The organism is Sulfitobacter sediminilitoris, assembly GCF_010667575.1.
Classification (GTDB): domain Bacteria; phylum Pseudomonadota; class Alphaproteobacteria; order Rhodobacterales; family Rhodobacteraceae; genus Sulfitobacter; species Sulfitobacter sediminilitoris.
In genome coordinates this window covers 30,383-46,942 of sequence record NZ_JAABNT010000013.1, presented here as the reverse complement: position 1 = coordinate 46,942, position 16,560 = coordinate 30,383, and the positions used below count along the sequence as shown (strand labels likewise).

Below are 16,560 nucleotides of genomic sequence, written 5' to 3'. Positions count from 1 at the left end.
CGTTTATTCAAGATCCTGAGCAGTCAGAGCACGATGTATTTCGCGCCGGACCAATTTGCGCACGTTCCGCGTGATCCGCTCGCCCAGTGCGCCTTGAAGTTCCTGTCTTACGATATCACTGACCAGATCGCGCAGGGCCTCTTCGTCAATCAACTGTTCGTCCTCAGAGAGATCCCGACCCAAATCAACATTCTCAGAACGATCGGTAGACGAGGTTTCTGGCGCAGCCGCTGAGCGTGATTCCGTATTTTCCGGGAACACTTGTGATTCTGGTTCTGTTTCGGGCTCAGGTTTTGATGCTGCGGCTTGTGCCTTGGGGGCAAAAACCGCGGTGGCATGTACGAACTGGGGCCGATCCGTCTGCTGTGTTTCAGGCTCGTCGTCTTCCCACGCCATCGTTTCAGGTTCGGTACCGGCATAATCGCTTTCGCCCGCGTCATCAGGCTCCCACGTATCAGCTATGTTACCGATAGCGGTTTCTAACGCCTCGATCTTGGCGCTTAGGGTCGCTGTTTTGCCGGCCGAAGACGCCTGCTGTTCTCCTGTCACTTCTGTATTGACAGGTTTATCTACATGAAGCGCAGTTTGCTGGTCCAAATTAAGGGGCGCAGCTTTTTCTTGCGCTTTTTCAAGTTCATCCTCGAAGTCTTCTCCGATGAACGCTGCCTCAGCCGCGCTCTCGATTTCCTGACGGTCCTCAAACGCGGTCCGCTTGTTGCTGCCCTCCCGAACGTCACCCAGAAGAATTTCGCCCCCTTCTCCGTCGGGGTCATCGTCATCATCAAAGTTATAGGGATCGGTAGAATAATCCTGAGCAAGGTCCTCGAACCGAGCCTCCTCATCCGCTTCTTTATCATCATCAACTTCCGCCACGTCTTCGTGCGGATAGACATCCAACAATCTGTCGTCTGTGATCAGATCATCAAGAGAGCTGTCAATTCCACCGTCCTCGTCCTCCTCATCCAAGGCGGCGAAAGCGTCAATGTCTTCGACATTATCCTCATCGTCATCAAAGATGGTATCTTGGGCCGTACTTTCAGAAACGGAAAGTTCGGACTGCCTGTCATCCGGCGCATCATTTTCTGCAACACGCAATGCTGGTGTAAGGACCAGACGATCGTTTTTTGGTTCGGGTTTCGAAGCCTGCAAAGGACGTTTATCTTCGGACACCAGACGGCGGATCGAAGATAGTACATCCTCCACCTCAGCATTTGTGACGGGGTCGGACATTTTTTTACCACTCTTTTCTCTCTTCCAAGGTACCCCGGCAGAGAGATTCCCACAATGGGGCCGCGAAAATTGTCAGTCTTTTTGCAGCGCCCGCAACACACGGTCCAGTTGCTTGCCCTGCTTTGACCGCTTGACCGGGCCGTCCTTGACCAGATTGTAATACTCTGCCGGATCATAGAGTTGCACAGGAAGGCCCAGGTTCTTTGCCGTCAAACGTCCGGTTGAAGCAAGGATACGGTAGGCCGCCACGTAGACAGCCGCGCGCGCCGACACCTGCAAGGACTGCGCATCAAGCAAGGCCTGTTCTGCATCAAGCACGTCCAGTGTGGTCCGGGCCCCAAGCCGGGCTTCCTCCCTGATGCCGTCAAACCCGATGCTTGCCGCGCGCACCTGACGCACGGAAGCGGCAAGCTGGGCCTGAACCGTTGTCAGGGTGGCATAGGCATTACCCACATCCTGCTGAACGTTATTACGTACCACATGCAGGTTTCCGCGTTGGGCGTCTGCTTGGGCCTGCGCCCGCCGCGCCGTCGCAGAAAGCGCCCCCCCCTGATAGATCGTCTGACCGGCCTCAAGCCCGATAGACCCACCGCGATTGAATTCATTCGCGTTCAGGTTCTCTGTGGCGGCAAGACGGCCAGAAAGATTGATCGTCGGCTTCATGTCCGACAAGGTGGCGCGTACCAGCAAGTCTGCTGCGGCAACCTGATGCTGCGCGCTTTTTAGGGACGGATGGGTGCGCACAGCCAATGCCTTGGCCCCGTTCACGTCTTCTGCGATCGCGGGCAGGCTGGGCGGCTGGCGCAGCGGGCCGGGCGTGCGGCCCACGATATTACGGTATTCCTCAATCGAGCTGACCAGATCCCCCCGCGCTGCCGCCAGGCCGCTACGTGCCTGTGCCAACTGCGCCTGCGCAAGCGCCACATCCGTCCGTGTCACTTCACCCACCTCAAAGCGGTCTTGGGCAGCACGCTGTTCCTGGGTCAACAGGCGCACGTTGTTTTCACGCAGGGCCACGAATTCCTGAGCTTCGATCACGCCCATATAAGCCTGCACCGCGCGCAAAAGAATCTGCTGCTCGATGTCCAAAAGCGCCTCTCGGGTGGCCAAGACCGTTTCTTTGGCAGCCTCAATTCGGAAACTTCGCGATCCAAAATCATAAAGGACCATTTCGGCAATCAGGTTCACAGCTGCCGTCAAATCATCATTGTCAATTGTGGTCCGGGACGCAGCCGTGCGAACCTGTCCGAAGTTCTGTGTCAGGCTGGTTGACCAGCGCAAGACTGGCTTCAATGCTGCGGCGGCAACCGCTACGTCTTCATCCGCGGCGCGCAGCAAGGCGCGGTTCTGCTCCAAGAGGCCGGAGTGCGTGTAGGCCCCTACCAGCGCATCCGCCAGTGTTTCGGCTGTAGACGCGCGCGGGGCCGCCACACTCAAAGCCAGCGCACAGGCACCAGCCATAACACGCAACCCAAGGGGCATTTTCCTGATCAGCATCGACCGTTGACCTCTTTCATGTTGAAACCACTTGTCCGCCCGTGACGAACCTCATTCTAAAGTTGAAACGCCGCCTCGCGTTTGAAACCTTCCAGCACCGGTGCCGAGGCATTGAATGCCATGCGCCAGCTGACCTGGTCACCGCGCTTGTAGCCGACACGCACCTCACCCAATGCGCCGTCCATGAACAAGGCCGCGATCCGCCCCCCGTCTTTCAACTGCGACACAATAGCGTCCGGGACCTCCATGACGCCGCCCTCGATCAGGATGACATCATAGGGACCATGTTCCGCAGCACCTTCGGCCAGCGGTCCAATATGCACCACCGCGTTGTCAGATCCCGCAGCGATCAAGGCTTCCTGCGCCTCAGTCGCCATGGACTCGTCTTCTTCAACGGCGATGACCGCTTCAGCCATGTGCGCGACCACCGCCGCCGAGTAGCCCATGGCACATCCGATATCGAGCACCATTTCCGCCTTGCTTATGGCTAACGCATCCAGCATTTTGGCCAGCGTACGCGGCTCCAGCAGCACACGTCCCTGTCCTAAATCAAGGTTCTCGCCCATGTAGGCCGCTTCCCGCTGGGCTGCGGGCACAAACTCCTCACGCGGGACGCTGAGCATGGCATCGATGATGGGAAACTTGGTCACATCCGAGGGAAGCACCTGCGTATCAACCATCATTGTTCGGCGGGCGGCGAAATCACTCATTTGCTAAACTCGTCCGTTCAGATTCTTATCCCTATGATGTGCCACATCGCGCACGGGTCAGCAACGGCTAGCGGCATACTTTCACCGATCATACATCTTGCAGCGGCAACAGGGATCGGATAGTCAGCAAAAACCACTGGTCGGCGAGTTGGCGGAGTGGTGACGCAGCGGATTGCAAATCCGTGTACACCGGTTCGATTCCGGTACTCGCCTCCAATATTTTCAGATAGTTAAATCAGAGCGTCATGTTTCTAGGCACTATTTAGGCACGGAAACTTCTTGGCGCACTACAACCGCTCGACGATTTGTCTTGGACGCTGAGGCCTCGCGTACGTAGCTGACGCTTGGGTTTGAGATCCACATTTTCACCAATGGGCTGTTAATCAATTGGTCGTAGGTTCGATCCCTACCGCCGGAGCCAAAATCTCTCATAGAAAACAAGAGACTAACAAGCCGCCCTTCGGGGCGGCTTTTGGTTTCTGCAACATCTCTGCAACATTGCTATTTGCGCGTTCGGCAAATGTTAACTGCATCTCTGCAGATCATATCGATCCACGGCGTCCCCGGTGCAGCACTTAACGTGACACACCCACCCGTCACTCAGACATGGGAACCGCTGCATCACTCCATCCGTACTCCGCGGGCAAATACGCGTTGCCGACGACGAGCAATTGGTTCAAACTCAAGTGGCTGATAGTAAAGAAAAGCACGCGGCTTATTCGGCTGTAGAAGCTTGTTCACCCTGCAACTTGATCTTGACGAGGAAACCGAGTGGGAAGTCCTAAATTCGAAATTGGTCAATGCGTTCGCGTCCGTAGACGTCACTGGCTAATTGAAAATATTGAATCAAGTGAATTTGCACCTGATGTTCTTGAAATCCGATGCCTCGATGACGACGCGACAGGTCAAAAACAACTCATCCTCCCAAGATCGGAAATCGCTATCGAATGCGTTGACGATGAACTTTGGCACCAGCTTGGATCAAATGTTCCAACTGATGCAAAAGGGTACTCAGCCTATCTGCAATCTTTGCAATGGAACACAGCAACAGCAGCCGACAATAAGCTCTTCCAAGCTCCATTTAGAGCCGGGATCGAAATTTCGCCCTATCAATTGACTCCATTGGCCAAAGCGCTGGACCTGCCTCGAGTTAACCTATTGATCGCCGACGATGTTGGTTTGGGAAAGACAATTGAAGCCGGGTTGGTTTTACGTGAATTGCTGTTACGAAAACGTGTAGACTTCTTCGTAGTCTCATCCCCCGCATCGATGACGCAGCAATGGAAAGAAGAACTGTCTTCAAAATTCGGTTTAACTGCTGAAATTGTCGATGCAGATTTCTTCGCCGAGATGAGAGCTGAACGTGGTTTTGGTTACAACCCGTGGCAATCAGGAAATGCATTCATCATTTCTCACTCTCTACTGAGGGATGAAGGTTATATGGTTGGCCTAAAGGCGATACTTGGCGCGCCTCGTGCCAGGTCAATGTTCATTCTTGACGAGGCTCACCACGCTGCGCCCGCACACAGTCAGGCATATGCCACTGACAGCCAGATGACCCGCGCGGTCCGCGAGCTTTCCAAGATGTTTGAACATCGCCTTTTCCTAACCGCAACCCCTCACAACGGGCATTCAAATTCTTTTGCAGCCCTGCTGGAAATGCTCGATCCGCAACGTTTCACCCGCGGAATAGCTGTGTCACAAGACGAACACGACGCGATAATGGTGCGCCGGCTAAAATCAGACTTGAGAGAGCTTACTGATACGCCTTTTCCGGTTCGCCATGTGGATAATATAGAATTACCGGACACCCCGGCTGAGGCACCGGAGCTCGATCTATTTCAGTCACTATTGGACTTTGGAGAACTGGAGGGGAGCAAAGGCGGACATTCCTTTGTTTTGTTGCAGCAAAGGCTCTTATCATCGGTTTCAGCGTTTTGCACCACGCTCCAAGGTGAAGTTAACAAGATGGTGAATGGTGATGTTAAAATGGCTGCCGAGGCCTTGTTAAAGACAGCTACACGCCAAGCCTTCAAGGGCGACTCAAAAAGTAAGAATCTTGCGGCCTGGATCAGAGAGCATTTGGGACAAGGGAGCTCCTGGAACCAAAGACGGCTCATTGTCTTTTCAGAGTATCAAACCACAATTGACTGGTTGAAGAAGCAACTCCTCGAAGAACTGTCTGTCGAGCTTGAGGATGAGCGTATCGCTGAATTTACTGGCGACACCGACAAAAATGAAAGGGAACGCCTCAAGGCCAGATTCAACGCAGACCCCGCAATGGAGCCACTGCGCATTTTGTTGTGCACAGATGCCGCGCGCGAAGGCATTAATCTTCAGCATCGTTGCTACGATTTGTTTCACTTTGATTTGCCTTGGAATCCTTCCAGGCTGGAGCAGCGCAATGGTCGTATAGACCGACGCTTGCAACCAAACCCGGATGTGTATTGCCGTTATTTCACCTACAAGCATCGGCCATCGGACCGGATTCTTGCGGCACTGGTAAGAAAAACTGAACGTATAAATAGGGAATTGGGCGAAGTTGGCTCAGTTATCGAAACCGAGATTGAGAAGCGCTTCAAAACTGGCATCACACGCGAGAATATGGACCGGCTGGAACAGGACTTAGAGTCTGAAAGCTATCTAGAAGCGCAGCGTTTGAAAGAAGAGCTTCTGATTGCTCCAGAAAAGCACAAACGTCTTCGGAAACTGGAAAGCGAATTGCAATCAATTGCAAGACGTTTGGAGCAATCAAAACTTCAAAAAAATGTTGCACCAAATGCCTTGCAAGCGGTTTTCCTCAATGCACTTGAAAAAATGCATGTAGATATTGGTCCGAAACAAATTAATCAGGAAAACGGTGTGGATGTCATCGCCCTTGACCCTGAATCTCCGGGCTTTTCCAATGCCGACTGGACACCGGTCTTTGACCAATTGCGTGAGCGGCCGCGCAACAAAGACGAGACTGTTGCTGAGTATCGCCAGAACGCCCCAGTAAAGAGAGTCAGCTTTTCACCCGTCAAGGACGGTGATCGGCTGCAAACTGGCATAGAACATCTACATCTGGAACACCGTTTAGTTAGGCGACTGCTGGCGCAGTTTGATGCGCAGGGATTTCGCTCGCGGCTGGAAAGGACGGCAGTCCTGCAGACAGCGATTGAACGCCCGCGCGTTGTGCTGCTTATCCGGCTCACGCTCTACGCCAAAGGAGCCAATCGGCTGCATTCCGAGATCATTCCCGTTGCAGCGTCGGTTAATCAGAAAGGAGTGACGCCTCTGAAGTTTGAAGGGCAAACAGCATCTGAGGTTTACAGAAACCTCCAAGAAGCAATCCAGTCTTCGTCAAGGCCGGATGAACCGATTTGCGATGAGTACCGTAAGCGCGCTTCGGCCGACGCCCAATTTCTGCGCGATATTGCCGAGCAGCAGGCGCGAGAGAATGAACAAAATGTCCGTAGGGAATTGACCGAGATTGGCGAAGCCCAGGCTCGCTCTCTGAAACTCCTGCTTGAACAGCAGCGCGACCGAATTATCGAACAACAGGGTGCGGTCCAACAAGAATTCGACTTTAGCGAGCAAGAGCGTGAACAGCGGCGGCTGGACAAGCTTAACTGGGAAAACCGGCTGCAAGAGCTTGATATCGAGATTGAATCTGAGCCCGAGCTTGTGCGCCAAAAACACATTGTATCGGCCCGTCGAATTGAGCCTGTAGGCATTGTTTATCTGTTGCCGGAGAAACTTTCATGATTGATCTCTGGCTGAAACATGTGCGCCAAGAAGGGTTAGTTGTTTCTCAGTCGGCATTAGATGAGGAGAATCTGGTTCCCATCAAGCAAACTGCTGAAGACACCAGGGTGTTCGAAGAAAACGCATCCGATTTCTGGCAGATGGGCACCAATGTTCTGGGTTGGCCTCAAAGCCGCATACTGCGCGGTGAGAACTTGCCCGCCGAGGCCACTTGCAGGCTGACCGAAATGGACGTCACGCTGCAAACTGATGCAGCGCTTGCAGGCAAAGCAGACGAACCACCACGCCTGTTAGTTAAATGCATTGAGAGCGGCTCAGACCCGGATAGCCGAATTTCCATTGGGAATTGGAGCGGCATTACCGAACAACAAGCATTTGAACGTCATCTGCGAGAATCTGGCGTCGCACAGGGATTGCTTGTTACTGATCAGGTGTTACGTCTGACATACTCACCGCCGGGCGAAACCCCGGGTTTTCTTGAATGGCCAATCACCGGCCTGAAAACCACAGCCGGACGTGAGATGTTGTCTGGTCTGAAACTGCTTCTGGGCAAGAATGCCATCTGGGGTAGTGCCGAAGCCCGTCTTGACGGCATTCTAAAACGTTCGCGTGAAAACCAGAACATCGTCTCGACTAAACTGGCCGACCAAGTGCTGGGTGCGCTATACACCCTTCTGCGCGGGTTCACTTCAGAGGCCGAAACTGACACCAGCCTGCGCGCCGTGGCTGAAAGCCAACCACAGGAGTTTTACGAGGGTCTGCTCACGGTTTTGATGCGACTGGTCTTTGTGCTCTACGCCGAAGATCGCGAGTTGATGCCCTCGTCAGATAATCAACAGGCCAAGTCGATCTACGAACAGGGTTACGCGGTACGCCGCCTTTTTGTCGATCTGGAGGCTGAAGCGGCCCATTTTCCGGATACCATGGCTGACCGCTACGGTGCGTGGGGTCGACTGCTTGGGTTGTTTCAACTGATCCACGATGGGGCTGGACCAGAGTTCATGCACCAGCGCCGTGGCAAACTGTTTGATCCGGAAACCTTCCCCTTTCTGCTCGGTCGGTTCGGCGATGGTGATCAGCCCGATGTCCTGCCCGTCTCGGACAAGTGCATTTACGAAGTATTGCGCCAATTGCTGATGCTGGGCGGCGAACGGCTGTCTTATAAGACACTGGACGTGGAACAGATTGGCTCGGTTTATGAGACGGTCATGGGCTTCACCGTTACCCGTTCCCAAGGGTCGAGCATCGCGTTGAAATCCGGCAAGGGCAACATTCCCGCCTATATCAATCTGGAAGACGTACTCGCCAAAGCCCCGGACAAGCGCAAGAAGTTTCTGTCCGATACAATCGATTACACGGCCACCGACGCCCAGAACAAACTCCTCAAACCCGCCAAAACTGTGGATGACCTGTTGGCGGCTCTGGACAATAAGATCGACGAACGCGGCTCGCCCGGGAAACGTATCGTCACGGCGGGGACCATCATCCTGCAACCCACTGATGAACGACGCAAAACAGGCAGCCACTACACCCCTCGTTCCCTTACTGCGCCGATTGTGCGCGAAGCATTGGAGCCAGTCCTTGCGCAACTGGGCGAAGATGCGACACCCGATCATGTGCTTGATTTAAAGGTTTGCGATCCGGCAATGGGGTCCGGGGCGTTTTTGGTGGAAACGTGCCGCGCTTTGGGTGAACGGCTTGAGGCAGCATGGGTCTCCCACCCTGACTTGTTGCCTGACGAGGCCCGTACAGATCCGCAAACATTCGCCCGCCGCGAGGTAGCCAAGCGCTGCCTTTATGGTGTCGACAAAAACCACATGGCGACCGATCTAGCCAAGCTGTCACTTTGGCTGGTAACTTTGTCCAAGGATGAGGATTTTAGCTTCCTCGATCATGCGCTCAAAACGGGCGACTCTCTTGTTGGGCTGACCCTTGATCAGATCAACGCCGTCAATTGGCAAACAGAAGGCTCAACACCTCTTTTCGCCAGTCAGTTTGTTCAACTGGTCAATGCAGCGCGTCAGGACCGTCAGCGTATTCGCACAGCACCGGACAATGTCACGTTCGAAGCACAAAAGCATCGGTTGGATGAGGCCGATCATGAACTGGAAGATGTGCGTCTTGGTGGCGATGCGGTAATCGCCGTGTTCTTTTCTGAAACAAAGGCCAAGGCACGCAAAGAAGCACTAGATGAATTTCAGGTGCAGCTGGGACGCGAGGATGGATGGGACAAGGCCCGCCAGTTGCGCGCACAGCTTTCCAGCGGCGACCATCCGATTACGCCATTCCACTGGCAAATCGAATTCCCCGAAGTGTTCGAAGGTGACAAACCCGGTTTTGACAGCATCATCGGCAACCCGCCTTTTGCGGGCAAGAACACCATCACCAGTGGAAATCGCACAGGGTTTCTTGACTGGCTAAAAGTGATTAGCCCCAAGTCGCATGGCAACGCCGATCTGTCGGCGCACTTCTTTCGCCGAGCCTATGGCCTGCTGCGGACGGGCGGAACGATGGGGTTGATCGCCACCAATACCATCGGACAGGGCGACACCCGCGAAAGCGGGTTGCGGTACCTTCTGCAAGAGCAAAATGGCGAAATTTACCGCGCCAGGCGGCGGGTTAAATGGCCTGGCGATGCTGCGGTGGTAGTTTCGACCGTGCACATGGCCAAGGGCGGGGAGATCGATGTGCCGATCCGCCTCGATGGTCGTCCCGTTAGAAGGATATCAGCTTTCGTTCGTGAGGGCGATTTTGACGATACTCCGGCTGCTTTGTCTGAAAACCAAGATAGGGCTTTCCGTGGACAAGATGTGTATGGGATGGGTTTTACCTTTGACGACACCGACAAAAAGGGCGTTACCACCCCCCTTAGTGAAATGCACCGCTTGATTAAAGAAGACCCAAACAACACCAAAATCATTAGACCGTACCTCGGAGGAGAAGAGGTCAACACTCATCCACAACATCTGAATCATCGATACGTAATTGACTTTGGTGAAATGCCATTGAGGCGTGATCCCGATCTCTCCGGCTGGCCGACAGCTGAAATTGAAAAACGCCGCGAATGGTTGCAATCTGGAGTTGTTCCAAAAGATTACCCTGACCCTGTCGCATCTGACTGGCCAGAATTGCTCGCGATTGTGGAAGAGAAAGTCAGACCAGGGCGTCTAGCAAGTAAGAATAAGGCTGTGAAGGCACACCCTTGGTGGAAACATTGGCGCTTTGGGGGAGCTTTAGCGGAAGGGACTAGAGGACTGCACAGGGTATGTGTTTTGAGCCGAGTTTCGAACAACGTGGGTATTGGAATTACAGAGAATAAGTTTCTGTTTGCGGATTCAACAGTTGTGTTTGCGTTTTCTACCTTTGCTCATTTTGCAGTTCTGCAATCAACTTGTCATGAAATTTGGGCGCGAGTTTTTTCGTCCTCAATGAAAGACGACCTTCGTTATGCGCCCTCTGATTGCTTCGTGACATTTCCTTTTGCGGAGATCCAATCCAATAATGACCGGTTAGAGAAGGCCGGTCAGGCCTACTTCAGCCAACGTGCAAATTTGATGAAAGCGTCCAATCAAGGCCTCACAAAGACATACAACCGGTTCCACGACCCCCTTGACCGCAAGCCCGATATTGTCGAACTCCGCCGATTACATGTCGCAATGGATGACGCGGTTCTGCGTGCCTATGGTTGGGATGATCTCGCCGATATGGCGCAAGACACCTCACCCGACGGTGCAGCACCACGTTTCATGCACCAGACCGATGAACCCGAATTTGCCTATCAGAAACGCTACCACTGGCCCGCATGGTTCAGAGACAAAGTTCTGGCAAGGCTGCTGGAACTGAACCGTACCCGCGCCGCTGAAGAAGCCAAAGGGGACACCGAAGGAAAAATGAAGCCAAAGGCCTTGCAGCTTGATCAACAAGGAACGCTGATATGAGCGACGAAGCCCTGAAAACCTCGGCAGAGGTGCGCGACGAAATCATTGACGCCTTCCGCATGGATGTGGTCGGCCCCGACACCCGCCCCGCATTCCACGACAGCCACATGGCCAATCATGAGGTCATCAATTCTACCCGCCCGTCCAGCTTCTATTTGATCGGCTATCTCACCCCAGCAGAAGGCTCTGCCGTCGGCCTCTCCAAGAACGACGCCCCGGAAATCCAAAAGCCGTTACCCAGTATGGATGACGACCCGGAACCGGGCGCGGCAGCTGGCGAGGACAGCGATGGCGGAGTAGAAGCCAAGCAGCGCAAACGCCTTGATCCATCCAGCCTTGGTCTGACGGCCTTCGTCGCGCCTGATTGCCCGCATATCGACGTCACCCTGCGCTATGCCGATTACATCGCCCAACCGCCCATCCCCGAGGCAGTGTTGGACGGAAGTGGCAAAGGTGCACCGAAGGAAATCAGCTGGCACCGCAAACCCAATTCCGTTGATCACCGGATTACGTCAACAAAACTCGCCGAGGCAGCCCAGACCAAAGGCGGTATTTCCATTCCGTTGTTTGAAACCGAGTCCCCCCAGAGGAAAGGTGGCGTACTTCATCTGCATCTAATGGTGCAACAGACAAAACTGCCCCGACCCGAGGCCGATCTTGATGGGCTTTCTGTCACTCTGTTTGTGATCAACCGTCGCCTTGCCGCTCAGCGCTTTCGTGATGTGTCCAATGTGTTTCAGGTCGGCTTGTCACTGATGGCAGGCGGTGCTGGATTCATCGGGAACCCGGATATGAGCGGCTACAAAGCAGATGACCCTGACCTGCGCCTGCACGATCTGCACTATGCAGATGTTCTGCGATTTGCCGGTGGCCGGAATATCGGCACGGGTCATGCCGAACCGTCTGATGGTCACACCGACATGATCTGGACCGATCCGTTGCCCTCGGCGGATGTGGAAAAAGTTGACCAGAACAAAGCACTGAAGACAGTCACAGAATTCAACATGCTCAATTTGGCTGAGCTTGCAAAGGATGCCTCGAAACTTGCGAGTGTTTTGCAGAGCTTTCCAAGTGACTATGCCAAATTCATTTCCAGTCAGTCGAATGATCTGCCGTCGATCAAAACTGCCGCGCGACGGGACGTCGCTAGCGAACTAGTTGCCAAGCAGGAAGAGGCCCGCGCTCGTATGCAGCAAGGCATCGAGTTGCTGAAGGTCGATGAGGCAGCGCGGGATGCGTTTCGTGCGATGAACCTGTCGATCAATTCCTATCTTGAGAAGCGCGGCATTATCGGAGCCGCGTGGCGACCGTTTCAGTTGGCCTTTATTTTGCTAAACCTAAACGGCCTTTCTGATCCAACTCACGCCGACCGCAAGATTGTCGATTTGCTGTTCTTCCCCACAGGTGGCGGTAAAACTGAGGCCTATCTTGGCCTTGCAGCCTTTCAGATTGCTTATCGACGCCTTAACAGTCCGGACTGGCTAGGTAGCGGCGTATGTGTGATCATGCGCTATACTTTGAGACTTCTCACACTGGACCAGCTTGGCCGTGCCGCCGCTATGATCTGCGCCATGGAGTTGTTGCGCCGTTCACCGGAGTGGCAGAAGAACGGTCAACCTCGACTTGGCCTTTTCCCCATTGAGATCGGGCTGTGGGTCGGTTCCGGGGCAACTCCAAATCTTATTGGCGGACGCGGTGAACAAGACACCCACGCACGTCATGCCTACACCAAGGTCAACAGGTATCGGAAATCGGGGCGCGAAGCACCGGCCCCAATTAAGGAATGCCCATGGTGCGGCACGCAATTCGACGAGGACACCTTCCATGTGGTTGGCAAGCGTATGCTGATCAACTGTGTAAACATCGATTGTGATTTCAGCGCCGAAAACGGTGGCCTGCCCGTTCTGGCCGTGGATGAGGAAATCTACAACAGGCTACCTGCGTTTATTGTCGGAACTGTCGACAAATTTGCGTCTTTGCCAAGGCGCGGCGAGGTCGGTCGGTTCTTCGACAATGTTGATCGAATGAGTCAGGAGACGGATTCTAAACATCTACGGTTCTATGGGGCCGATGAGCCGGGCGTTGGCTTTCTGTTGAACGATCAGGGTGAGAGTCTTCCACCGCCATCGTTGATAATTCAGGACGAGTTGCACCTGATTTCCGGCCCTTTGGGCACGATTGCGGGTCTTTACGAGGCCATGGTTGACCGATTGGCCTCACGCAACATCAACGGTGAATTGCGTGGTCCAAAAATTGTCGCTTCGACTGCCACAGTACGGCGCGCCGAAGACCAGATCAAAAAACTGTTTGGCCGGGACAAGACAGCAATCTTTCCACCACCGGGGATTGATCGACGCGACAGCTATTTTGCCATTGCACGATCTTTGGAAGAGGCTCATGGCCGTCGATATTTGGCCATAAGCGCTCTGGGTATCGGTCCGCGTAAAGTTCTCCTACGCTCCGTCGTACCTATTCTTGCCGCAGCACAAAAACAGTACGATGACGATCCGAGGGACGCGGATGAAAACGCAGCGGATCCCTACATGACTGCCTTATGCTACTTCAATGCACTCCGGGAGCTGGGAGCCAGTCGGCGCATTGTCGAAGACGAGGTAGCCAACAACTTGCGCAGTTGGCCCCTAAAGCGCCTGCGCGATGGACAAAAAATCACAGAATCTTCTTTCGCCAGTCGCAGCATCGCCGCGCCGGAAGAATTGACTTCGCGCCTCAGTACAGACCTCGTGGCTAAGGCCAAGAAGCGGTTGGCGGAAAGCTTTCTCAAATCGCCACCAAAAGAAAATGAAGGTCCGCTTGATGTAGCGCTGGCAACCAATATGATTTCAGTCGGTCTCGACATCACCCGTCTCGGCTTGATGCTTGTACAAAATCAACCCAAGTCAGCGGCTGAATATATCCAGGCCACCAGCCGCGTAGGGCGTGACTCCGACCGCCCTGGCATGGTGCTTGTAATTTTGAACATGCACCGGGCACGTGATCGAGCTCATTATGAAGACTTTGAGACTTATCACAAAGCTTTCTACCGTGCAGTCGAAGCCACAAGCGTCACACCGGGGTCAATGCGCGCCAAAGACCGAGCTCTTGGTGCAGTGTTTGCCGGTTTGGTACGGCATCTCAACCCTGACTTTGCAATCAAGGCTGGTGCATCCAAATTTGATCCAAAGGACCCTTCTGTCATCGAAGCAAGTAACTTCCTGAAATCGAGAGTCTGTTTGCAGGAAGATATCGACCGACTAATTGACAGCTGGGAACAATTGCTAGCGGATCACGGCGATGAAGACCTTTATTGGGACACCAATCGCGCCGATGATCAGGGTCTTATGCACAATCCTTTAACCGACCTCTCTGCTCTTTCACCAGACTTTGAGCTTTATCGGGCTGGCTGGTCAATGCGCGATGTTCAACCTGGGATCGACCTTGATATCAAGGACTACCTGGCCGGGCCGCAAATCAAGAAAAAGGTGGATACTTGGTGAGCTCCAAAGATGAAATTAGGTTGTCACAACTGATCCAGACCTTTGGACCGGGCGCAATTGTTGATCTACCAGACAACTCTGTGATGATCATGGGGCTGGACAGCTGGCCAATTGCATTTGGAAACCAAAGCATGCGGCAGATCAAAGAGCCTCGGCTGGTAAACTACCTTACGAAGCTCTTGAACAATTCTGAAGACGGAGAAAGCTGGCTCGCTACAGGGGTGACTTTGAGCCTGTACGAGCCGCCTCTAAACGGAGACACACCTACAGGCCACAAAACTCCTGCCGTTCCCGCGGTAAAGTACCCCAGATGGGAAGTTGTCTCAGATCCCTCAGATCTGTCCAAACAGGAGCTGCGGCGGTTTCGGTCGGGAGAAAAGCCAAAGGGGAAAAAGGGGCAAACCATATCGCCTGTTCGCTGGGTCGCCGCTTGTAGCAAGGGCCACATCGACGATATCGATTGGCGATATTTTGTTCATCAAGGTAAGAACTGCCAGCAAACGATGTATATGAAGGATGAAGGTGCCGCTGGTGATCCTCAGTACATTACGGTCCAGTGTGACTGTGGAGCCAATCGAAAGTTGAGTGAGCTTTTTACCGAAAATGCGCTTGGTACCTGTAAGGGGTACCGCCCATGGATTGAGGGTTATACAGCTACAGCCTGCAATGAGAGCCAGCGTCCGATGACACGAGGGGCGATCAATAACTACTACTCACAGACACTAAAGCTGATTGCTCTGCCGACCGACCAGAACGAAATTGAACAAAAGATACAGGATCACTTGCCGGCGTTTGACAGTGTGAAAAGCCTTGAGGAAGCACTACACCCTATTCATTACGGACAGGGCCCCATCAAAAATGCGTTCGAGGGTATCAGTCAGGCCGAAGTCTGGGCAGCATTGCAGAAAGTGCGCGCTGATCAGATTTCTTCTGACACAAGTGATATTGAGAATCCGAAAGTCGAAGAATATGCGATACTGGCAAGTGGAAAAAAGCTAATTGGACAAAACAGTTTAGGCGCTCGACTTCATGCCGAGACGCTGGACGACGCGGACTGGCGCGATCCTGGCGAGTTCGATACCTCATTTATTAGCTCGCTCGCAAAAGTACACCGGCTTTGCGAAGTAACCTGCCTATACGGTTTCACACGGATTGAACCGGCCCCATCGCCATTCGATGAAATCCAAGAAGACATTACGCTCGAGGTCAAAGGTCAGTCACTGGCTGACAAGGTAACTTGGCTCCCGGCAATGGAGCAATTTGGCGAAGGCTTGTTCTTAAAGTTTGACATCAGTGAAGTTCAAAAACGCATCGGCACTTTGGGAAAAGAGAGCTCTCTAAACGAGTTAAAGCAGCGCTATGATTCCTGGTATCAAAAGGACCCAACTAGGCGGCGGCCCTACCCGGGAGACGAATACGTTTTTGTCCACTCTTTGTCTCACTTGCTGATTGAGCAGATTTCCCTTGAAGCCGGTTATCCTTCAACATCACTTTCAGAGCGTATCTATGTCTTGAAACCAGAGGGAAGTGGGCGAGTCTCGAAACTTGGTTTGCTGATTTATGCAGCTGGCGGGGGATCACAAGGAACGCTCGGCGGATTACTTGATCAAGCAATCAACCTTCCGGCAACGTTGCAGCGAGGAATAAAGCGCCAATCGGTCTGTGGAAATGATCCGATCTGCTCTTCGGACTCTGAACTTCTGACATCGGATGTCGACATGATCAACGGCGCGGCATGCCACGGCTGCTTGTTCACAGCAGAAACAAGTTGCGAACGCCGAAATACGTTGTTGGATCGGATTTCTATGCTGGAAATCTTGGGGGCTCGGTAGGCGCACAGAGGTTCGTCTTTGGCCTTATCAACACAGATTCATTTAGCGAAAGGTCATTATGCTCATCCATCTACCAAACAGCCTTGAACCCACTAGTCTAGCTGAGTTTGCA

General features: G+C 53.4%; 7 protein-coding genes and 1 tRNA gene. 5 read left to right on the top strand and 3 right to left on the bottom strand.

Translation table 11 applies throughout. The features are described from left to right. Window positions 1-3: 3 nt before the first annotated feature. From GV827_RS17655 to GV827_RS17645, 3 genes are all read right to left on the bottom strand, one after another. Window positions 4-1,230 (bottom strand): hypothetical protein, encoded by a 1,227-nt coding sequence (locus GV827_RS17655; RefSeq protein WP_164355108.1) that lies wholly within the window; start codon window positions 1,228-1,230, stop codon window positions 4-6. Window positions 1,231-1,302: 72 nt separating this feature from the next. Continuing rightward, window positions 1,303-2,712: a TolC family outer membrane protein gene (locus GV827_RS17650; RefSeq protein ID WP_235930423.1), complete on the bottom strand. Its 1,410-nt coding sequence runs from the start codon at window positions 2,710-2,712 to the stop codon at window positions 1,303-1,305. A 71-nt stretch (window positions 2,713-2,783) separates the two neighbouring features. Then, window positions 2,784-3,437, bottom strand: coding sequence for a protein-L-isoaspartate O-methyltransferase family protein (locus tag GV827_RS17645; protein ID WP_164355137.1), 654 nt, complete (start codon window positions 3,435-3,437; stop codon window positions 2,784-2,786). 142 nt (window positions 3,438-3,579) lie between these two features. Between GV827_RS17645 and GV827_RS17640 the strand changes: the two genes are divergently transcribed. From GV827_RS17640 to drmB, 5 genes are all read left to right on the top strand, one after another. After that, window positions 3,580-3,653, top strand: a tRNA-Cys gene (locus tag GV827_RS17640). Window positions 3,654-4,208: 555 nt separating this feature from the next. After that, on the top strand, window positions 4,209-7,184 hold the full coding sequence (locus tag GV827_RS17635) for a helicase-related protein (protein WP_164355136.1): 2,976 nt from the start codon (window positions 4,209-4,211) through the stop codon (window positions 7,182-7,184). After that, window positions 7,181-11,122 carry an Eco57I restriction-modification methylase domain-containing protein gene (locus GV827_RS17630; RefSeq protein WP_164355135.1) on the top strand — a complete coding sequence of 1,314 codons (3,942 nt, stop codon included), beginning with the start codon at window positions 7,181-7,183 and terminating at the stop codon, window positions 11,120-11,122. The genes GV827_RS17635 and GV827_RS17630 overlap by 4 nt, the downstream gene beginning before the upstream one ends. Further along, window positions 11,119-14,616 carry a DISARM system helicase DrmA gene (gene drmA, locus GV827_RS17625; protein WP_164355134.1) on the top strand — a complete coding sequence of 1,166 codons (3,498 nt, stop codon included), beginning with the start codon at window positions 11,119-11,121 and terminating at the stop codon, window positions 14,614-14,616. Before GV827_RS17630 ends, drmA begins: the two co-directional genes overlap by 4 nt. Beyond that, on the top strand, window positions 14,613-16,448 hold the full coding sequence (drmB, locus tag GV827_RS17620) for a DrmB family protein (RefSeq protein WP_164355133.1): 1,836 nt from the start codon (window positions 14,613-14,615) through the stop codon (window positions 16,446-16,448). Before drmA ends, drmB begins: the two co-directional genes overlap by 4 nt. Window positions 16,449-16,560 lie beyond the last annotated feature (112 nt).

Bases quoted from the DNA above. Each gene is read 5' to 3' on its own strand.
- GV827_RS17630 (WP_164355135.1), top strand. From the start codon at position 7,181: ATGATTGATCTCTGGCTGAAACATGTGCGCCAAGAAGGGTTAGTTGTT.
- GV827_RS17645 (WP_164355137.1), bottom strand. From the start codon at position 3,437: ATGAGTGATTTCGCCGCCCGCCGAACAATGATGGTTGATACGCAGGTG.
- GV827_RS17655 (WP_164355108.1), bottom strand. From the start codon at position 1,230: ATGTCCGACCCCGTCACAAATGCTGAGGTGGAGGATGTACTATCTTCG.
- GV827_RS17650 (WP_235930423.1), bottom strand. From the start codon at position 2,712: ATGCCCCTTGGGTTGCGTGTTATGGCTGGTGCCTGTGCGCTGGCTTTG.
- drmA (WP_164355134.1), top strand. From the start codon at position 11,119: ATGAGCGACGAAGCCCTGAAAACCTCGGCAGAGGTGCGCGACGAAATC.